Genomic DNA, 18,090 nt, shown 5'->3' on the forward strand with positions numbered 1-18,090 from the left:
CCTTACTTCTTAAATGGGAATCCAAATGAAGTTAGTAAGCTCTTCGCTTCTTCATCTGTATTCGCAGTAGTTACGATTATGATATCCATACCGCGTACTTTAGTTACTTTATCAAGGTTGATTTCTGGGAAGATTGTTTGTTCTTTAACGCCTAAAGTATAGTTACCACGGCCGTCAAACGCATCACCTGAAACCCCACGGAAGTCACGTACACGAGGAAGTGCTACTGAAACTAATTTTTCAAGGAAGTAGTACATTCTATCGCCACGAAGAGTTACCTTAGCACCGATAGCTTGACCTTCACGTAATTTGAAGTTCGCAATTGATTTCTTAGCTTTCGTAATAACAGGTTTTTGACCTGCTAATGTTGTTAATTCTTCAACAGCGATATCTAACGCTTTTGAGTTATTAACTGCGTCACCAACACCGATGTTGATAACGATTTTTTCTAATTTAGGAGCTTCCATAACAGATTTGTAGTTGAATTTTTCTACAAGTTCAGGTGCGATCTTAGTTAGATATAATTCTTTTAACGCTGTCATTATTCGTTAGCTCCTTCTTTTTTAGATTTTTTAGCTGCTTTTGGAGCGGCTTCTTTCTTTTCTGCTTTCTTAGCTGGTTTGTCTAAAACTGCACCAGATTTCTTAGCGAAACGAACTTTAACACCATTTTCAAATCTGTAACCAACACGCGTTGGAACATTTTCTTTTGGATCTAAGATCGCAACGTTTGAAACATGGATTGGAGCTGGTTTTTCAACAATTCCACCTTTGTCGTTAGCAGTCTTTGGACGTTCATGTTTTTTAACAATATTAACGCCTTCAACGATAACTGTTTGTTTTTCGTTGTTAACTTTTAATACACGTCCAGTTCTTCTTGTTTTGATACCTTTTTTGTCAGTTGTAAATTGATCGCCACCAGCAATCACTACAACTGTATCACCAGTTTTAATATTCATATGTGGCTACCTCCTTACAACACTTCTGGAGCTAGAGAAACGATCTTCATGAAGTTCTTTTCTCTTAGTTCTCTCGCAACTGGTCCAAAGATACGAGTACCTTTTGGATTTAAATCGTCTTTAATAATTACAACTGCATTTTCATCAAATTTAATGTATGAACCATCAGCTCTTCTTAAACCTTGTTTTGTTCTGACAATTACTGCGTTTACAACATCGCCTTTTTTAACTGCGCCAGTTGGAGTTGCTTTTTTAACTGCAACAGTCACAATATCACCGATGTTACCGTAACGACGACGTGTACCGCCTTGTACTCTAATTACAAGTACTTCACGAGCACCAGAGTTGTCAGCAACAACTAATCTTGTTTCTTGCTGTATCATCTTTTACGTCCTCCTTACACAATCTCAGCTTTTTGAACCACTTTGACTAAACGGAAACGTTTTAAAGCAGAAAGTGGTCTTGACTCAACGATTTCAACGATATCGCCAATTTTAGCAATATTTTCTTCATCATGAGCATGGAACTTCTTTAATGAACGAACACGTTTACCATATAGTGGATGTTTCTTATGAGTTTCTACTAATACAGTAATTGTTTTGTCTCTCTTGTCAGATACAACTTTTCCAGTATAAACTTTCTTGTTATTTACTCTTTCCATGGTTATATCCTCTCTTATTCGCCACGCTCAGCAATGATTGTTTTCATTGTAGCGATAGTCTTTTTAATAGTTTTTAAACGTGCAGTGTTTTCAAGTTGACCAACAGCGTGTTGAAAGCGTAAGTTGAATAATTCAGCTTTCAGTTCAGCAATCTTCTTGTTTAAATCTGCAGTTTTGATTTTTCTGATTTCAGCTGCTTTCACGCTTCCTCACCTCTCTTAACGATTTTAGTTTTAACTGGTAACTTGTGTGATGCTAGACGTAACGCTTCTTTAGCGATTGCTTCACTCACACCAGCGATTTCAAACATAATTTTTCCTTCTTTTACTACTGCAACCCATGAATCTGGAGCACCTTTACCGGAACCCATACGTACTTCAAGAGGTTTCTTTGTTTTTGCAAGGTGAGGGAAGATATTGATCCAAACCTTACCAAGACGTTTCATTTCACGAGTCATCGCGATACGAGCCGCTTCGATTTGGCGGTTGGTTACCCAAGCACCTTCTTTTGCAACTAAGGCAAACTCACCATTAGCGATGTAGTTTTTACCTTTTGCTTTTCCTTCGTAGGAAACGCGATGAGGACGTCTATATTTAGTTCTTTTTGGCATTAACATATGAATTAGTCCTCCTGATTATTTTGCTTTTGACGTCTGTCATTGTTGTTACGTGGACGTCTGTCATTATTTCTTATAGGTTGATCAGCTTCAAATGGTTTTCTTGTATCTAAGATTGATTGACCTGGTAATACTTCACCGTGGTAAATCCAAACTTTAATACCTAAGATACCATAAGTAGTTTTAGCTTCAGCTGTAGCATAGTCAACGTCTGCTCTTAATGTATGAAGCGGAACGCGACCTTCTGAATAACCTTCGCTACGTGCGATTTCTGCGCCGCCTAAACGACCAGATACTAATGTTCTAACACCTTTAGCACCAGCTTTTAAAGCGCGTGAAATAGCGATTTTTTGTGCACGACGGAATGATGCACGTTGTTCTAATTGTTCAGCGATTGATTGCGCAACAAGTAGAGCAACTTTTTCAGGACGTCTTACTTCAATAATATTTAATACGATTTCTTTCTTAGTTAAATATTGTAAAGTTTCAACTGCCTTGTTTTTGTCTGCTGCTTCTTTACCTAATGCAATACCAGGTTTAGCAACATGCATTTTGATTGTAACGCGTTCTTTGTTTTTAACTTTAACGCGTTCGATTTCGATTTGAGCAACACCAGCTTTTTTGAAGCTGTTGTTTAAGAAGTCACGGATTAATGCATCTTCTTTTACTAGTGCTGGCACATCGTTTTTGCTTGCATACCACTTAGATTCCCAAGTGCGGATGATGCCTAAACGTAAGCCATTTGGATTAGTTTTTTGTCCCATGCGTTAATTACTCCTTCTCTGCAACAACCACAGTGATGTGTGATGTTCTCTTTTTAATTAAGTTACCAGTACCTTTAGCACGAGGTAACATTCTCTTCATAGTCATTGATTCGTTAACGAATACTTCTTTAACGAATAATTTTGATTCATCTAATGAATAGTTGTGAGTTGCATTCGCGATTGCTGAGTTTAAAACTTTAGTAATAATCGGAGATGCAGCTTTTGGTGTGAACATTAAGATAGCGCGAGCTTCTTTAATATTTTTACCACGAATTAAGTCGATAACGAGTCTCGCTTTTCTAGGAGCGATTCTCACAGTTCTTGCTATTGCTTTAACTTCCATGATTTCTCTCCTATCTCTTGCTTACTTTCTTATCTTCTTTTTTGTGACCGTAGAATGTACGGGTTGGTGCGAATTCACCAAGTTTATGACCTACCATATCTTCTGTGATATAGACAGGAACGTGTTCGCGACCGTTATATACAGCAATCGTAAAACCGATAAACTCAGGGAATATAGTTGAACGTCTGCTCCATGTTTGAATTACTTTTTTATCATTTGATTTCGCTTGTTTTAAAACCTTATCTAGTAAATGTTGATCTATGAAAGGTCCTTTTTTCAATGAACGTGCCATGTTTTTCCCTCCTTATCCATTTCTACGTCTTACGATTAAGCCGTTAGACGATTTCTTGCTGTCACGAGTCTTAATACCACGTGCCTTCTTGCCCCAAGGGGTCATTGGTTGCTTTCTACCAACTGGTTGTTTACCTTCACCACCACCGTGCGGGTGATCAACTGGGTTCATAACAGAACCACGAACAGTTGGTTTCACGCCCATGTGGCGAGTTCTACCTGCTTTACCTACACGCACTAATTCGTGTGATTCGTTTCCGACTTCACCGACTGTAGCACGGCAAGCACCTAAAACTTTACGTACTTCACCAGATTGTAAACGTACTAATACATATTTGTCTTCGCGGCCTAAGATTTGAACTGATGTACCAGCTGATCTTGCTAATTGACCACCACGACCTGGGTTTAATTCAACGTTGTGTACAACTGTACCAACTGGGATGTTAACGATTGGTAATGCGTTACCAACTTTAATATCTGATTCTGGACCTGAAATAATTTCAGTTCCAACTTTTAAACCTTTAGGTGCTAAGATGTATCTCTTTTCACCATCTAAATAATTAATTAATGCGATGTTAGCTGTTCTGTTTGGATCGTACTCGATTGAAGCAACACGTCCTGGGATGTTGTCTTTATCACGTTTAAAGTCAATAACGCGGTATTTACGTTTTGCTCCACCACCGATGTGACGTACAGTAAGTTTACCTTGATTGTTACGTCCACCTGTTTTAGTAATTGGCGCAAGTAGTGACTTTTCAGGAGTAGATGTTGTAATTTCGTCGAATGTAAGAACACTCATGTTACGACGACCGTTAGTCGTTCTCTTATAAATTTTAACTGCCATAAGTTAAGTCTCCTATATCTTTCACTTACAAGTTACACTGCGAATGCAGGTATCTTTTGTCCTTCTTTAAGCTGTACAATAGCTTTCTTGTAACCAGCTTTAAAGCCTTCGTATTTTCCAACCTTTTTAGATTTTCTTAATACTGTAATTGTGTTTACTTTAATTACTTCTACGTCAAACACAGCTTCAACTGCTTTTTTGATTTCTACTTTGTTAGCAGTTTTTGGAACCTTGAATGTATAACGATTCGCAGTTTCTACTAATTTCATAGACATTTCAGTAATAATTGGCTCACGTAATAATTCGTAGTATTTAACATCAACTGTTTTAGCCATTATCCTAATACCTCCTCGTAGTATTTAACTGCATCAGCTGTTAATACAACGTTGTTATACTTTAAGATTTCATAAACTGATGCTTGTGAAACTTCTTTTAATAAAGTTGTAGGTAAGTTAGCAGCTGATAACATTAAGTTTTCTTCTAATGAACCAACTAATACTAATGTTTTACCTTCAATATTTAAGTTCTTTAATACTTCAACAAATAATTTTGTTTTTGGTTGTTCTAATGAGATAGAATCAACAACTGTAATTTTGTTTGCTAATGCATGGAATGATAACGCTGATTTTAAAGCTAATTGCTTAACTTTTTGGTTAACTTTCACTGAGTAGCTTCTTGGGATTGGACCGAATGCGATACCACCGTGTCTCCATTGTGGTGAACGGATAGAACCTTGTCTAGCACGACCTGTTCCCTTTTGTCTCCATGGTTTCTTACCACCACCAGAAACTTCTGCGCGAGTCTTAGTCTTTGCAGTACCTTGTCTCATTGCAGCTAATTGAGCATTTACGACATCGTAAATAACTTGTTGGTTAGGTGTAATACCGAAGATTGCATCGTTTAAAGCAACTTCAGATACTTTTTGACCTAATTGATTATAAACATTAACTGTTGCCATAATAATTATCCTTAGTTACCTTTCTTTACGCTAGTCTTAACGATTACGTAACCTTTTTTAGGTCCTGGGATTGAACCTGCGATTAATAATAAATCATTTTCAACGTCCACAGCAGCAATTCTTAAGTTTTGAACTGTTACTTGTTCGTTACCCATATGACCAGGTAAGTTCTTACCTTTCATATTACCTTTAATAGCACCCATTGAACCCGGAGCTCTGTGGTACATAGATCCGTGAGTCATTGGTCCTCTTGATTGATTGTGGCGTTTGATCGCACCAGCATAACCTTTACCTTTTGAAGTTCCAGTTACGTCGATTTCTTCGCCTGCTTGGAAGATATCAGCTTTAACAGCACTTCCCACTTCTAATGCAGTTAATTCATTGTTAAGCGCTTCAAATCTAATTTCTTTAACGAAGCGCTTAGGTGCTGTATTAGCTTTTTTCACGTGCCCTAATTCAGGCTTGTTACTTAATTTTTCACGTTTTGATTCGTAACCGATTTGTGTTGCAACATAACCGTCTGTTTCAACAGTCTTTTGTTGTAATACTACGTTTTCGGCAACTTCAACAACTGTGACAGGAATTAAATTTCCGTTTTCATCGAAAATTTGAGTCATTCCTAGTTTTTTACCTAAGATTCCTTTGGCCATTGTATTTCCTCTTTCTTTTTATTTTTAGCCTTTTGTTTCAGCTTACTTCTTTAATACGATGTCGATACCTGATGGTAAGTCAATACGCATTAATGCATCGATTGTCTTAGAGTTTGGATCTAAGATTTGGATTAATCTCTTATGAGTTCTTCTTTCGAATTGTTCACGTGAATCTTTGTTTACGTGTGGGCTTCGTAAGATAGTGAAGATTTCTTTCTTAGTTGGAAGTGGAATTGGACCTTGTACTGTTGCACCTGTCTTTTCTACACTTTCAACAATCTTCTTAGCAGCTTGATCGATTAATCTGTGATCGTATGCTTTTAAACTGATTTTGATGATTTCTTTTGCCATTTTTAGTTCTCCTTTCGCCTATAATCTTGCATAGACTTTACTCCCTGGAAAAATTCGTCACACTGACAACGGCAGTCCGTGTACCAATAACCTTCCAGATCAACGCTTTACTTGTATGTACGCAAGCCTTCTTATTATATAAAAAAAGATTTTCCATTGCAACCCTTTTTTGCATAAAATCTTTTAAAAATAATATTTTTAATATATATGTCCTAATTTTACTGGATTATGTGAGCAAAACCAGTCAAAATTTTCATGATTTTGTTTATTTTTTTCCGGGAGTATTTTACCACATTTCCCATAAACTCCAAAGTGTTCCTATTATCTATGATAATAATACCTTATTTAAGATTATCTTAGTTGGATTTAAGTAACTTAAAATCATTGTGTTATTTAATTACTTTATTAAACTTTGAGTACAATATCTTTTCTATGATTTTATGTGTTTTAACATAAAAAAAGAAGCACAGATAACTGTACTTCTTGTTAAATTTAATATCTTTCTCTGAAGAATTTAGAGATGTTTTCTAAGGACTTCATCAATACTTCATCTTTGTCAATTTCTAGTTCCGCAAAGACTCTTTCAATCATTTCATTGTGGAATTGATCATGTATTTTCAAGACTCTTTGAGCTTCTTGAGTTAGCTTTAAATAGACCTTTCTACGGTCTGATTCATCGGTATATCGATGGACAAATTTCTTACGTGATAAAATATGGATCGCTGTAGTAAGCGTACCTAAGGTAATTCTTAATTTCTTCGCTACTTCACCCATCGTTGGTGTTTGTGAATTTTGAATCGCTTCTAAAACGTGTACCTCACTCATTGATAGTGTAACACCACGTTCTTTTAATGTGCGTTCTTCAATACTTAAAATTTGATTGAATACATCGACTAATAGGTTGTTGATAATTTCCTTAGATGATGCCATGTAAATCCTCCTATTTGACAGAATATCCTAAACCTAGAGTACCAGGACCAGCATGAGCACCAACAACTGGTGTTAGTGGATAAAGTGTTACATGTGCACCTGGTCTCTTTGTTTCTATTTCCTTTTTAAAGAATTCTGCTTTATCTAAATTTGTAGTATATGCAACAAAGTATTCAACGTCATAGCCTTCGGTTTCTTGTAAAATCACCTCTAAGATGCGTTGTTGAGCTTTGGTTGTAGTTCTAATTTTTTCATATGGTTTTAAGGAACCATCTTCCATAATCTTTAATAATGGTTTAATCTTAAGAAGTGTACCAAGTAAACCAGCGGTGCTTGATAAACGACCGTTTTTAACTAAATATTTTAATGTGTCAACTAACACATAAATCTTCGTATGATCACGTACTTCTTCTAACTTTTTAACAATTTCTTCTATAGAAGCACCTGATTTTACCATTTTTAGTGCGTGTTGCGCAAGTATCGCTTCACCATATGATACACTTTTGGAATCAAATACTTCAACTCTTAAGCCCGGAACTAACTCTTTAGCTAAAATTGCCCCTTGATAAGTACCTGAAAGTTTAGATGAAAGCGTGATGACAAGTAATTCATCAAAACCATCTTTCTTCACTTTTTCAAACAGTTCAGCAAATTGTCCTGTTGATACTTGTGAAGTATGAATGTCAGCATTTGGACTTGCTAACATCATTTGATAGAAATCATCTGCTTTGATTTCTGTATAATCTACAAACTCTTTTCTGTCAAAAGTTACTGTCAAACGTGCAGTTAAAACTTGATCTTTTTCTTTAAGATAGTCTACCCCTGATGTTGAAGTAACTGCAACTGCAATTTTCTTCATATTTTTCTCTCCTCTAAAAAATAGTTTGATAATCAAACAATTTGTATATTTAGTGTACTATATTTTTTAGAAGTTGTATCCACCAAAATATTAAAAACCCTCAAAAAAGAGGATTTTTTAACTATTCTGAAGGTTTTTGTTTAAATAATAAAGAATTAATGCTTGTGTACCTTTATTTTCATAACCTTGATCAACCATTAATTTAATCATATCTCTTACTTTGGTTGCGATAAATAAGGGTTCATCGATCGATTCTATAGCTAAATTTAGATCTTTTAAGAAATGTTTTAACATAAAGCCTGGTTCATAATCTTTTAAAATGATTTTCTTACCGTTACCAATTAATTGATTACTAGCGGCTGAACCACCTGATAAGACTTTATGAACACTTTCTATATCTAAATTTTTGTTATAAGCAAAGAATAGACTTTCAACAACACCAGATAATGCTCCAGCAATTGCTATTTGATTTGCTAATTTAGTATATTGACCAGTTCCAGCTTTACCAGTATATGTAATTGTCTTACCTAAAAGTTCCAAAAGCGGTAAAACTTTTTTAAAAACTACTTCTTTTCCACCAACCATAATAGATAATGTTGCATTAAGAGCTCCAACATCACCACCAGTTACTGGTGCATCTAATAATTCAAATCCTAAATTTAAACCTTTTTGATATAAGTCTTCAGCTAATTTTGGTGATGATGTTGTCATATCAATAATGACCGTACCAGGTGTAGCATATAAGAAGACTTCTTCAATCACTTCTTTAGCGTCTTTTGGGTAACCTACAATAGAAAATATTACATCTTTATCAAATGCTAATTCTTTTAAACTATATGCAACTTTCACTTCAGGTTTTAACGCTTCTGCTTTAGATATCGTACGATTATAAACCGTTACATCATGTCCAGCACGTGCTAAATGGAGTGCCATTGGCGCCCCCATAATACCTGTTCCAATAAATCCTATTTTCAATTTTAATTCCTCTATCTAACTTCAGCAGCAAACGGTATGAAGACAAGTTTTGCGATTTTAAACCATTGTAATCCAAATGGAATCCCAATGATTGTTATGCATAAACAAACTCCAATAAATCCAGTATATATCAGTGCATACCAACCAACAAATATCATCCAAAGAATATTCATCAGTGGATTATTAAAAAAGTTAGTTTGAACATCTTTACCAAAAGGTGTTAATACCAGTTCAGCTAATTTGAAACATTGTATACCAATAGGTATACCGATAATTGTGATGCAAAAGAAAATGCCTAAAATTAAGAAACCTAATGCTGAGGATAATCCACCAAAGATTAACCACAAAATATTGCCCAATATTCTCATGATCTTTACTCCTTATACATTATTTTCTTTTAAAGCAAGCTCCGCTCTAAAGTATTGTTTTATATAAACAATTTCAAAAATTGTTATAACTAATGATACACCAAAAGTAAAGAATAATAGAAATAATTCACCTGAATCTTGTGTCATATTACCAGCAATAAGGTAGATGATAAATAAGAACCCTGTAAAATTACCTATGATAAATTTAAGGATTAAAGTAAATGTTGGAACTTTTGAAAAGAATTGGGTATTTGAAAGAATAAATGCAATCAAGAATTGTACGATGAGAACAACAAAAGCAAAAATTGCATTTTGATCGTTCATTACAATTAACCCTTCTGCAAAAGAACCAATAAAGATAATTGATAGATTAGCAATCATTAATGTATTAACGATCGTGTAAATCGAAGCCTTTTTCTTTACTCCAGTTAATACTTCTTTTTCCATCTGCCCTTTTTTAGCAAAAACAGGTTGTGGTTTATAGTTGAACCATTTTACTTCAATTAGGTAGATTACAAATAAACATATTACAAACGGTACTGTATAAACAAATTCAGGACGAGTTGGATCAAATCCTTCATAACTAATTGCCATCGCACCATAAGATAGAATCACTGTGATGATACCTAGTATGAGTTTTAAATGCAGTAACCAACGCTTTATAAGTCTAAACTGCAGCATATTAACAACTAATACAAGGCCTACTGGCACTAAAAATAAAACGTATGTTTCAGGTGTTGCATTTGATAAACTATCTAAGAAAACCAGATGCATTAAAAGTACAAAAATAAAAAAAATCCATCTCACTGTGTAATAGATAATATTTTGGTAATAGTTTTTTGTATTCATCAAAACACCTCTTTTTAACTAGAAAAGGATTGCAACAAAGATGAATGCAAATACAGACGCAGCCGATAGTGCAATACTTAATAAAATTTTTAAAAATAGCTTATTAGTCTCTCTAATTAATGATGCGTTTAGGTATCCAAATAAAATACCAATAAATCCAGATATAGCACCTAAAATAGCTCCGCCACCATTAATGATCATGAAGATAAATGTTAGTAATAACGGTAGTAATACAAGTGTATATTCAAAGCTTGAAAGCTTTTTATTTAAGTCAACAACTTTACCATTAATTACTGCTTGTAATCCCCTAAGATCATTACCTTGAAGTTTAATAAGACTATTTTGATTATCTTTATCAACATATGAAAACTCAAGTCTACTCAATTTCTTCGTTTCAATCCCATCAACTTTGATAATTGTTTTTCCAGTCCAAATACTACGGTCAATTTCAATGAGTTGTTCCTTGGTTGCTGCATTCTTGAGTGTAAATTTCATTTAGTAAAATCCCCTTGGTTATTATTCAATTCTTAATTTTATTTTATTTCTTTTTAATTGTTCATTAATCGCTTCAATCGCCTGATCATTTAAACTCATAACAATTGGTTTTTCTTTGTGGTTGTATAAATGAAGTGGTCTTGTTTCATCACCTTTAAAAACTGCAATTACCGGATGAGAAAAACCATTGGACACATAACTAATTTCATCTTTTCTAATTGAAGCAATTTCCTGCCAAGTATATTTTTTAATCAAACCTAGTCTCGAATATACTTCAATACCTTGATCAGTAATTTCGACCCATTGAATCATCGATTGAGTTAAATATAATTGATTAAATAATAAAAAGCCGATATTAAGTGTGATTAATGAAGCAATAATAATGAGGAACTCTACTGTCATCGTTCCATCATAAATAAAGTAAATCGTTGCAACTATAAAAATCAAATCAACAATCAGTGATAAAATCAGTGAATTTTTTTTATTTTTAACAACTTGTTCATACGTTGGTGCATTTATAATAGTTTTCAATTTTATGTCCTTACTCCTGAATAATTAAACCATATTCTTGTGCATAATACTCTATTACACTTAAGCCTTTTTCCGTTAAAGGCATCGAAATGATTGAATTTTTTGTGTTAGATATTAACTGTTTATAACGCGGGTTTTCAAGTCCGTTTGAGATTTCAATGTTTTTAAATACTCTTCCAAAATCAGGAAAACCAATGATTTCAATTTTCTTAATTTCTGTCCAAACATATTTTTTAATGAGCTTATTCCCGGAAAATAAAGTTACACCATCAAAATTAATCTCAAATCTAAATTTATATCTAGGAAACAAAAATAGTGAAGAGAAAATTGATACGATAATCAATACTCCAATGACTCCAAAATTTAAAATAACTAATTGTTGATCTTCATAATATTCAGGAACAAGAAAGTAAAGTAATCCCATGATCATAAGTAAAATTGCTGGTGAACCAAAAACGGTCAATCTAAGTAAAAATAACTTGTCGTGATTACGATCTAAAACTTCTGCTTTCAATTTAACCACCGCTTTCTTTGAATAGATTTTAGCATTTTTCTATTTGATTAGAAAAAAAAGGGCTATCACTTTATATATCTATTATAGACTAATAATAGAAAAATGAAAACCCTTTCTTAATTGAATATTATAAACTATCGCAGTACTTCTTAAAGTTATCTAGAATCGCTTGCCAACCTTGTTGTTGAAATTCTGCTGGGTAAGTATTTTCTGCATCAAACTCTATTGTTATGTGTGTATGACTGTCATATTCATGGAAGTTGACATCTACATATCTACCGTCATCCATCAAGTACTGAATGTGTTCTTTAGTGACTATTTTATAGACACCACCAAAATCAAATCCATCTGAACCATCACGGGCTTCCATTCGGTAAGAAAAACTTCCACCTACTCTTAAGTCATTTGTACCACCTGGTGAATGCCAATCAGGTGATGCAAAATTCCAATGCTTGACTTGTTTAGGATCATTATATGTTTTATAAACAAAGTCAGCCGGTTTATGAATAACAGCTTGGACAGTTATTTTTTGTCCCATCTTTAAACCCCCTTATTTTTTAAAGATTTCTGATAATTTTGGTATTTCTACCCTCTCGTCAACCATTCTGTGGTCGGCTTTAAAATCATTTGATTTTTCAACTTTAAAATCAGGATAAATGTTTGATAGGTTTTTAACAATTTCATAAAAAGTTAAATGATCATTGCTGTTAACATGGTATAAACCATAATTTAAATTAGTTACAATTTGGAAGATGGCTTTAGCTGTATCTTTAATAAATGATGTTGAAGGAAACCACTTTTCAGATGCACGAATAATACCATCTTGTTCCATTCGTTTATATAAGAAATCAATCATGTTATTACTTCCTTTTTCATAACCAATTTGCCAGCCTAAACGTATGATATAAGCAAGCGGATTGACTTTCTTAACAACTTCTTCTGAGTTTCTCTTATACTGACCATAATCATCTGTAGCATCTGGTATTGCTAAGATATCATGCGGTCCAAAATTATCGTTAGAAAATACCGATACAGTTGAGATATACACAAACTTTATATTCTTCTCATAAGAAAGTCTAGCTAATACTGCTGTCCAAGATACAGCCCCCATAGCAAAGTGAATAACTAAATCTGGGTTGACTTCATTAAAAAAAACACGAATCTTTAGATCATCATCAATTGGCACTTTGTTTCTATCATATGGAATAACTTCGTATCCATGGGCTTCAAAGTATTGTTTAACATAAGGAGCGACGGTCCCATTTAGACCAGTAAAGATAGCTTTCATAGTTTACCTCTTTTTATTTATTATATTAAATTGATTAATTTTTGAAACGAATATGCAAGGAAAAAATAAAAACTCCATTTTAATGAATAGAGTTTGTTCATTCTATATTATTGCTCAATCAAATCTTATTTTAGAGTCAACTTTTTAAATTCAACTTCTTTTCTAATTGTTTTCTATTTAATGGTTTATGACCTAAAAAGTCCGTTAACCTATTAAAAGCTTGAATGACTTCTTCAATTAATTCACTAGATGGTTGAACCCCTTCTTCCCACCACCAGTTTTTAACCGAAAAATCCTTTTTTGATCTTGTACCATCTGGTTCAAATCTAGCAATGAATTTATCACCATATAATACTGGTATAACATAATATCCATATTTACGTTTATCTTCTGGTACATAAACTTCCCAAGTATAATCAAAATCAAATACTTTTTGAAGGAATTTACGATCCCACATTAAGTTATCAAGTGGTGCGATAAATTTAACTAACTTTTCTTTTGAAGTGGGTCTATCTAATACAGAAACATCTTTAGTTCTTATATAGAAGTTCTCTTTTAATCCTTCCACTTTCACCAAGGTTAGTCTTTGATCTTTTACTAATCTTTCAATTACAGGTTTTCTATCCTCATCTTTATAGATATAGTGAGCTTGCCAGATTGGTCCCGGTTTATCCCAGTAAATTCCAAGATGTCCTATTTTTCTTATAACATACCATTCTTTAAATTTTTCAATATCATTTAGTTGATCTTCATTAATTAAAGAATTATCAATTAAGTTCTCAATTAAATCATATTTTTTAATAACATTATTCTTTTCATAAACACCAATCAAACCAATATTCCATAGGTAGTCACTAACTACAGATGAAATTTTCCCATGTCCCCATACACTTTTTGATACATTACCTAATTTAATATCTTTAGGATAAGTTGGTCCATTTTCTTTGATAAAGTTTAAAACATCATCCTTAAAGTCTAGTGCTTCTAAATGATTTCTATGTCTTAACATGTTTTTGATTTCTCTTTCTTTAACATCTCTAATACGGTGAAAGTTAGAGAAATCTTTGGTTAAGTAAATACTCATCATTTTATCCCAACCATCAATTAAAGTTCGATCTTCATAAAGCATTTCTGTAAGTGTTTTTTCTTTATAGTTAGGTATTCTAGCTTGTAGTACTAAATCAGCATTTTTTCCAATGATATTTAGTGGATCAAATTGGATGGTTCCAATTCTATCAAATAGCTTTATGATGCCATCTTTACCTTCAAATTCAGAAGGGTCAGATAAACCTTGATAGTTCATTAGAAATGTTCTTAATTGTTGTTTAGTTAAATGGATTGTATTCATCATAATCTTCTGCTTTCTTTATTTGAGTTTATGATATCTAAGGTCTTTTGGTCAAAATCTCCATTGAAAAAATGATCTAAATACTTTTTATATGTTGTATCAATCATACTAAAAAGTGTAAGTGAAGATTTACATTTGACAACATCTATCGGATTATTGAAAAACGAATTTAAGTTTTTATCAACTAAGTTATCTAATGCATACTTATAATATTTTGAGTAATACTTTAAATACTCTTTAGCCTCATCTAGATTCTTAATCGCATACTTCATACTCATCATGCTAAATCCTAAGCCATCAATTTGAGGGAAGATATACCACATCCAGTGGGATTTTTTCTTATCCTCCTTAATTTCTTTTATAGCAAGTCCGTAAAGTGAATGTTCGCAATATTCTGTTGTCATACCTGCTTCATAAAAGATTTGAGCATACTTTTCAATTAACTCAGGATAAGAAAAATCTAAGTTATCGCCTTCTTTTTGAGATACAAGCTTATAACCCAAACTTAAAAAGGTTTTAACAATCTCTAAATCATCTGTTAATAAATCGTAGATGATTTGATGATGGTTTTCTGTTTTACCGATATAGTAATGATTAAGTTTTGTATCGAATCCAATTTCTTTTATTTGATTATTCATAAGATTTTTGAAGGTATTCACTTTCTAACTTATTTGATTTTCCGATATTACATCTTTCGCATAAAGTTTGAAGATTATTTATATGGCTCTTACCACCTTTAGACACTGGAATTATATGATCAATGTGAAGTCTAGCTCCTTCTCTTCTTGATACACCACAAATTGCACATCGATAACCATCTCTTGCAAGTACATCATATCTTAAAGAATCACTAACTTCTCCTCTTTCAACAGCAATTAATGCTTCATATGTATCTCGATCTAAAGTAGATCTTGAAATACTTTGGAATGCAGCATACATGTCATTATAATCAAATACTGCACGTTTTTCTAAGTTCACATGTCCTTGAGCTGACCTATATGTCATAGCAACAACACATTTAACATCTGTAGTTGGACGAAGTATTTTTGATTTAAAGAGTTTGTTTTCTCTTTTTATATAGGATTTTTTTGACATTTTTAGAATCAAATGATCATCTTCAATTGGTTTAATATGAATCATTTTGACATCTTCTTTATAGGCGGATAACTTTTCCCTATTATACTTTATTTCTTGAAGAAACTTAGCTATATATTCCATATGATCTCTAAAATAGGCTGTCATCAAATAACCTGGTTCAACTCTCGTAAAATTTGATTTACTATCATATTGTTTATATATTTTGATATCATCATCAATATTTAGAAAAACAATTCGATTATTCAATTTTATTAATTGATGAATCTTCTTACTGGTAGCAAGAATCTTTTTATCAATTATCTTACTCCTAATAGATAAAACTAAAAACAAAATTAAAGCAACACCAAATATCGATAATAAAATGTAGATTGGTCCCATATTTTTACGCTCAATCTAATTGAGTTTTCCCCTTGTTAAATCATGATTTACACATTTATAATATCACACAAGAAAATAAAAACCCTATCTTCACGGACAGAGTTTAATTGATTATTTATCTAATTTTCTTATCACTATTTTAGGTAATACCTGATTTAATTGTTCACGATATTCTTCATATTGGAGTGGAAGTTTTAATGCTTCACCTAAAGTATCGGTAGATTCATCAATAGCAAACCCAGGTGGGTTAGTTGCTACTTCAAATAATATATCACCATGTTCTCTAAAATAAATAGCATTAAAGTAGTTTCTATCTCTTACATTTGTCACACTATACCCGTCGTTATGGATAAGCTCTTGCCATTCTAATTGATCTTTATCATCAAGCGCACGCCATGCTATATGATGGACTGTACCAACACCACTTAATCCAGGTCTTACATCTGCTTTTTTTAAATCAATAATATTACCAATATCAGATGTACTTTGATATCTTATATATTCATCATTTTCATCTATTTTTATTAAGCCTAGTGTTTTAGTGAGTGTTTTTTCAGTTGCAAGATAGTTTGTACTAAGGAGGATGGATCCTCCAAAACCCTTAATAGCAACATCACTTGTTATATCACCAAATGACCAGCTATTTTGTAAACTTGTTTCTCTTTCAACAAGTTCAAGTTGTAAACCGTGGATATCATTAAATGAGAGGTATGTTTCACCAAATCTTTGGGTAATCGTTGTTTTAACATTAAATCTAGTTAATCTTTCTAACCAAAAAGGCATTGAACCTCTTGGAATAAGGTAGGTTGTAACACCAACTTGGCCACCACCAATGATTCCTTTTCTTGCACCAACCCATGGGAAGAAGGTAATAATTGTGCCTGGATCTCCGTTTTTATTACCAAAATAAAAATGATATGTATCTGGATCATCAAAGTTAACAGTTTTCTTAACTAGTATTAATCCTAATACACCTGCATAAAAGTCTACATTTTCTTGTGGATTACCAACAATTGCAGTAATATGGTGAATTCCTTGAGTCTTTTTCATATCCTCACCTCTCAAACAACTAAAATTTATTTCGAATTCGAAATAATTTTATACGAATACGTAATTAAAGTCAAATTGTATGCAATATAATGAAAGATTCAACAAATTTAGTCGTATTCGCTTTCTAGACAGTAATCTGAAACCCTTCTGTAATTATTTCATCAAGGCTTTTGTTGTTGTATAACACTTCAATGAACGAAAAGTCATTTAATCTTACAATTAACTTCTCTGGTGTGAAATTTAAAAAATAAATCTCTTTATTTCGTTTACCTTGAATATTAAAGAATTCATCGTTTTTTATAATGCTATAATCATATTCTTTAATTTCAAATGAGTATTTTTCAAACAATTCATTTAATTTTCCTTCATTGTATATTCTAAGTAAATCCATAAACTGCGATTTTATATCTATTTTTTCAATTTCTTTACCCAATTCATTATCATGTAGTTCATCGATAGTTTGTTTTAAATGACTCATTTTTCTTTCAACATTAGAAACATACATCAAAAAGTATATATTAAAAACTATAAATGCAAATGTCGTTAATAGAGTTAAATTACTAATTTGATTATCCCCTCCAACAATAAAATTAATGATTATTAAAACGACATATATGAAGAATACTAATACATACGAACCATTTTTTCTCATTTATTTTCCCCTTATTTAATTTATTAACTTGATTTTATCATATGTAAAAAACTAAAATAAAAAGCTCTATCCAGTACTGAATAGAGCATTAATTTATTAGATGGTGACCCGTATGGGATTTGAACCCATGAATGCATGCGTGAAAGGCATGTGAGTTAACCGTTTCTCCAACGGGCCATTCTGGCGGAGTGAGAGGGATTTGAACCCTCGCACGGTGATTAACCGTCTAACGCGTTAGCAGTGCGCCCTCTTCGGCCTCTTGAGTATCACTCCATCAATAAGACATGACTAAGTCATGCCTTTATATGTTAACTTATTT

The 18,090-nt window shown here is 32.8% G+C and carries 29 protein-coding genes and 2 tRNA genes; all 31 read right to left on the minus strand.

The window, feature by feature from the left end; translation table 11 throughout:
- Positions 1-2: 2 nt before the first annotated feature.
- On the minus strand, positions 3-542 hold the full coding sequence (rplE, locus tag PG914_RS03875; RefSeq protein ID WP_488822396.1) for a 50S ribosomal protein L5: 540 nt from the start codon (positions 540-542) through the stop codon (positions 3-5).
- On the minus strand, positions 542-958 hold the full coding sequence (rplX, locus tag PG914_RS03880) for a 50S ribosomal protein L24 (RefSeq protein WP_488822397.1): 417 nt from the start codon (positions 956-958) through the stop codon (positions 542-544). Before rplX ends, rplE begins: the two co-directional genes overlap by 1 nt.
- A 14-nt stretch (positions 959-972) precedes the next feature.
- Positions 973-1,341 carry a 50S ribosomal protein L14 gene (rplN, locus tag PG914_RS03885; RefSeq protein WP_488822398.1) on the minus strand — a complete coding sequence of 123 codons (369 nt, stop codon included), beginning with the start codon at positions 1,339-1,341 and terminating at the stop codon, positions 973-975.
- A gap of 14 nt (positions 1,342-1,355) precedes the next feature.
- The gene (gene rpsQ, locus PG914_RS03890) at positions 1,356-1,619 is read right to left on the minus strand and encodes a 30S ribosomal protein S17 (RefSeq protein WP_488822399.1); all 264 of its coding nucleotides are present in this window, start codon (positions 1,617-1,619) and stop codon (positions 1,356-1,358) included.
- Between the two features lie 14 nt (positions 1,620-1,633).
- Positions 1,634-1,822 (minus strand): 50S ribosomal protein L29, encoded by a 189-nt coding sequence (gene rpmC / locus PG914_RS03895; protein WP_488822400.1) that lies wholly within the window; start codon positions 1,820-1,822, stop codon positions 1,634-1,636.
- Positions 1,819-2,235, minus strand: a complete 417-nt coding sequence (rplP, locus tag PG914_RS03900) for a 50S ribosomal protein L16 (protein WP_488822401.1) — start codon at positions 2,233-2,235, stop codon at positions 1,819-1,821. Before rplP ends, rpmC begins: the two co-directional genes overlap by 4 nt.
- A 5-nt stretch (positions 2,236-2,240) precedes the next feature.
- Positions 2,241-2,999 (minus strand): 30S ribosomal protein S3, encoded by a 759-nt coding sequence (gene rpsC / locus PG914_RS03905; protein WP_488822402.1) that lies wholly within the window; start codon positions 2,997-2,999, stop codon positions 2,241-2,243.
- A gap of 7 nt (positions 3,000-3,006) precedes the next feature.
- A complete protein-coding gene (rplV, locus tag PG914_RS03910; protein ID WP_488822403.1) occupies positions 3,007-3,342 on the minus strand; it encodes a 50S ribosomal protein L22 in 336 nt (111 codons plus the stop codon).
- 10 nt (positions 3,343-3,352) lie between these two features.
- Entirely contained in the window at positions 3,353-3,634 is a 282-nt protein-coding gene (gene rpsS / locus PG914_RS03915) for a 30S ribosomal protein S19 (protein ID WP_488822404.1), read from the minus strand.
- Between the two features lie 12 nt (positions 3,635-3,646).
- On the minus strand, positions 3,647-4,477 hold the full coding sequence (gene rplB / locus PG914_RS03920) for a 50S ribosomal protein L2 (RefSeq protein ID WP_488822405.1): 831 nt from the start codon (positions 4,475-4,477) through the stop codon (positions 3,647-3,649).
- A 32-nt stretch (positions 4,478-4,509) separates the two neighbouring features.
- A complete protein-coding gene (gene rplW / locus PG914_RS03925) occupies positions 4,510-4,812 on the minus strand; it encodes a 50S ribosomal protein L23 (protein WP_488822406.1) in 303 nt (100 codons plus the stop codon).
- The gene (gene rplD, locus PG914_RS03930) at positions 4,812-5,435 is read right to left on the minus strand and encodes a 50S ribosomal protein L4 (protein ID WP_488822407.1); all 624 of its coding nucleotides are present in this window, start codon (positions 5,433-5,435) and stop codon (positions 4,812-4,814) included. The genes rplW and rplD overlap by 1 nt, the downstream gene beginning before the upstream one ends.
- Positions 5,436-5,446: 11 nt before the next feature.
- Positions 5,447-6,085, minus strand: coding sequence for a 50S ribosomal protein L3 (gene rplC / locus PG914_RS03935; protein WP_488822408.1), 639 nt, complete (start codon positions 6,083-6,085; stop codon positions 5,447-5,449).
- A 42-nt stretch (positions 6,086-6,127) separates the two neighbouring features.
- A complete protein-coding gene (gene rpsJ / locus PG914_RS03940) occupies positions 6,128-6,436 on the minus strand; it encodes a 30S ribosomal protein S10 (RefSeq protein ID WP_045749857.1) in 309 nt (102 codons plus the stop codon).
- A gap of 492 nt (positions 6,437-6,928) precedes the next feature.
- A complete protein-coding gene (locus PG914_RS03945; RefSeq protein ID WP_488822409.1) occupies positions 6,929-7,366 on the minus strand; it encodes a MarR family winged helix-turn-helix transcriptional regulator in 438 nt (145 codons plus the stop codon).
- 10 nt (positions 7,367-7,376) lie between these two features.
- Positions 7,377-8,225, minus strand: a complete 849-nt coding sequence (locus PG914_RS03950) for a DegV family protein (protein ID WP_488822410.1) — start codon at positions 8,223-8,225, stop codon at positions 7,377-7,379.
- 117 nt (positions 8,226-8,342) lie between these two features.
- On the minus strand, positions 8,343-9,200 hold the full coding sequence (locus PG914_RS03955; RefSeq protein ID WP_488822411.1) for an NAD(P)-dependent oxidoreductase: 858 nt from the start codon (positions 9,198-9,200) through the stop codon (positions 8,343-8,345).
- Positions 9,201-9,211: 11 nt separating this feature from the next.
- Positions 9,212-9,568: a YccF domain-containing protein gene (locus PG914_RS03960; protein ID WP_488822412.1), complete on the minus strand. Its 357-nt coding sequence runs from the start codon at positions 9,566-9,568 to the stop codon at positions 9,212-9,214.
- Positions 9,569-9,580: 12 nt separating this feature from the next.
- Complete coding sequence (locus tag PG914_RS03965) at positions 9,581-10,417, minus strand: hypothetical protein (protein ID WP_488822413.1); 837 nt, start codon at positions 10,415-10,417, stop codon at positions 9,581-9,583.
- Between the two features lie 18 nt (positions 10,418-10,435).
- Positions 10,436-10,912 carry a hypothetical protein gene (locus PG914_RS03970; RefSeq protein WP_488822414.1) on the minus strand — a complete coding sequence of 159 codons (477 nt, stop codon included), beginning with the start codon at positions 10,910-10,912 and terminating at the stop codon, positions 10,436-10,438.
- Positions 10,913-10,933: 21 nt separating this feature from the next.
- A complete protein-coding gene (locus PG914_RS03975) occupies positions 10,934-11,443 on the minus strand; it encodes a hypothetical protein (protein ID WP_488822415.1) in 510 nt (169 codons plus the stop codon).
- 10 nt (positions 11,444-11,453) lie between these two features.
- Positions 11,454-11,957: a hypothetical protein gene (locus tag PG914_RS03980; protein ID WP_488822416.1), complete on the minus strand. Its 504-nt coding sequence runs from the start codon at positions 11,955-11,957 to the stop codon at positions 11,454-11,456.
- A gap of 127 nt (positions 11,958-12,084) precedes the next feature.
- Positions 12,085-12,495 carry an SRPBCC domain-containing protein gene (locus PG914_RS03985; protein ID WP_488822417.1) on the minus strand — a complete coding sequence of 137 codons (411 nt, stop codon included), beginning with the start codon at positions 12,493-12,495 and terminating at the stop codon, positions 12,085-12,087.
- Between the two features lie 12 nt (positions 12,496-12,507).
- On the minus strand, positions 12,508-13,245 hold the full coding sequence (locus tag PG914_RS03990; protein ID WP_488822418.1) for a sugar nucleotide-binding protein: 738 nt from the start codon (positions 13,243-13,245) through the stop codon (positions 12,508-12,510).
- A gap of 136 nt (positions 13,246-13,381) precedes the next feature.
- Positions 13,382-14,596, minus strand: coding sequence for a DNA glycosylase AlkZ-like family protein (locus PG914_RS03995; protein ID WP_488822419.1), 1,215 nt, complete (start codon positions 14,594-14,596; stop codon positions 13,382-13,384).
- Positions 14,593-15,231, minus strand: coding sequence for a DUF1810 family protein (locus PG914_RS04000; protein WP_488822420.1), 639 nt, complete (start codon positions 15,229-15,231; stop codon positions 14,593-14,595). Before PG914_RS04000 ends, PG914_RS03995 begins: the two co-directional genes overlap by 4 nt.
- Positions 15,224-16,069 (minus strand): HNH endonuclease, encoded by an 846-nt coding sequence (locus tag PG914_RS04005; RefSeq protein WP_488822421.1) that lies wholly within the window; start codon positions 16,067-16,069, stop codon positions 15,224-15,226. Before PG914_RS04005 ends, PG914_RS04000 begins: the two co-directional genes overlap by 8 nt.
- Before the next feature lie 111 nt (positions 16,070-16,180).
- Entirely contained in the window at positions 16,181-17,119 is a 939-nt protein-coding gene (locus PG914_RS04010) for a VOC family protein (protein WP_488822422.1), read from the minus strand.
- 124 nt (positions 17,120-17,243) lie between these two features.
- Positions 17,244-17,771 carry a hypothetical protein gene (locus PG914_RS04015; protein ID WP_488822423.1) on the minus strand — a complete coding sequence of 176 codons (528 nt, stop codon included), beginning with the start codon at positions 17,769-17,771 and terminating at the stop codon, positions 17,244-17,246.
- Positions 17,772-17,872: 101 nt separating this feature from the next.
- Positions 17,873-17,948 (minus strand) — tRNA-Glu (locus tag PG914_RS04020).
- 4 nt (positions 17,949-17,952) lie between these two features.
- Positions 17,953-18,044, minus strand: a tRNA-Ser gene (locus PG914_RS04025).
- Between the last annotated feature and the right edge of the window lie 46 nt (positions 18,045-18,090).

The organism is Acholeplasma sp. ORD1043 (assembly GCF_057808485.1).

Coding starts and splice junctions, on each gene's coding strand:
- rplE (WP_488822396.1), bottom strand. CDS start 542: ATGACAGCGTTAAAAGAATTATATCTAACTAAGATCGCACCTGAACTT.
- rplX (WP_488822397.1), bottom strand. CDS start 958: ATGAATATTAAAACTGGTGATACAGTTGTAGTGATTGCTGGTGGCGAT.
- rplN (WP_488822398.1), bottom strand. CDS start 1,341: ATGATACAGCAAGAAACAAGATTAGTTGTTGCTGACAACTCTGGTGCT.
- rpsQ (WP_488822399.1), bottom strand. CDS start 1,619: ATGGAAAGAGTAAATAACAAGAAAGTTTATACTGGAAAAGTTGTATCT.
- rplP (WP_488822401.1), bottom strand. CDS start 2,235: ATGTTAATGCCAAAAAGAACTAAATATAGACGTCCTCATCGCGTTTCC.
- rpsC (WP_488822402.1), bottom strand. CDS start 2,999: ATGGGACAAAAAACTAATCCAAATGGCTTACGTTTAGGCATCATCCGC.
- rplV (WP_488822403.1), bottom strand. CDS start 3,342: ATGGAAGTTAAAGCAATAGCAAGAACTGTGAGAATCGCTCCTAGAAAA.
- rpsS (WP_488822404.1), bottom strand. CDS start 3,634: ATGGCACGTTCATTGAAAAAAGGACCTTTCATAGATCAACATTTACTA.
- rplB (WP_488822405.1), bottom strand. CDS start 4,477: ATGGCAGTTAAAATTTATAAGAGAACGACTAACGGTCGTCGTAACATG.
- rplW (WP_488822406.1), bottom strand. CDS start 4,812: ATGGCTAAAACAGTTGATGTTAAATACTACGAATTATTACGTGAGCCA.
- rplD (WP_488822407.1), bottom strand. CDS start 5,435: ATGGCAACAGTTAATGTTTATAATCAATTAGGTCAAAAAGTATCTGAA.
- rplC (WP_488822408.1), bottom strand. CDS start 6,085: ATGGCCAAAGGAATCTTAGGTAAAAAACTAGGAATGACTCAAATTTTC.
- rpsJ (WP_045749857.1), bottom strand. CDS start 6,436: ATGGCAAAAGAAATCATCAAAATCAGTTTAAAAGCATACGATCACAGA.
- PG914_RS03945 (WP_488822409.1), bottom strand. CDS start 7,366: ATGGCATCATCTAAGGAAATTATCAACAACCTATTAGTCGATGTATTC.
- PG914_RS03950 (WP_488822410.1), bottom strand. CDS start 8,225: ATGAAGAAAATTGCAGTTGCAGTTACTTCAACATCAGGGGTAGACTAT.
- PG914_RS03960 (WP_488822412.1), bottom strand. CDS start 9,568: ATGAGAATATTGGGCAATATTTTGTGGTTAATCTTTGGTGGATTATCC.
- PG914_RS03965 (WP_488822413.1), bottom strand. CDS start 10,417: ATGAATACAAAAAACTATTACCAAAATATTATCTATTACACAGTGAGA.
- PG914_RS03970 (WP_488822414.1), bottom strand. CDS start 10,912: ATGAAATTTACACTCAAGAATGCAGCAACCAAGGAACAACTCATTGAA.
- PG914_RS03985 (WP_488822417.1), bottom strand. CDS start 12,495: ATGGGACAAAAAATAACTGTCCAAGCTGTTATTCATAAACCGGCTGAC.
- PG914_RS03990 (WP_488822418.1), bottom strand. CDS start 13,245: ATGAAAGCTATCTTTACTGGTCTAAATGGGACCGTCGCTCCTTATGTT.
- PG914_RS03995 (WP_488822419.1), bottom strand. CDS start 14,596: ATGATGAATACAATCCATTTAACTAAACAACAATTAAGAACATTTCTA.
- PG914_RS04000 (WP_488822420.1), bottom strand. CDS start 15,231: ATGAATAATCAAATAAAAGAAATTGGATTCGATACAAAACTTAATCAT.
- PG914_RS04005 (WP_488822421.1), bottom strand. CDS start 16,069: ATGGGACCAATCTACATTTTATTATCGATATTTGGTGTTGCTTTAATT.
- PG914_RS04010 (WP_488822422.1), bottom strand. CDS start 17,119: ATGAAAAAGACTCAAGGAATTCACCATATTACTGCAATTGTTGGTAAT.
- PG914_RS04015 (WP_488822423.1), bottom strand. CDS start 17,771: ATGAGAAAAAATGGTTCGTATGTATTAGTATTCTTCATATATGTCGTT.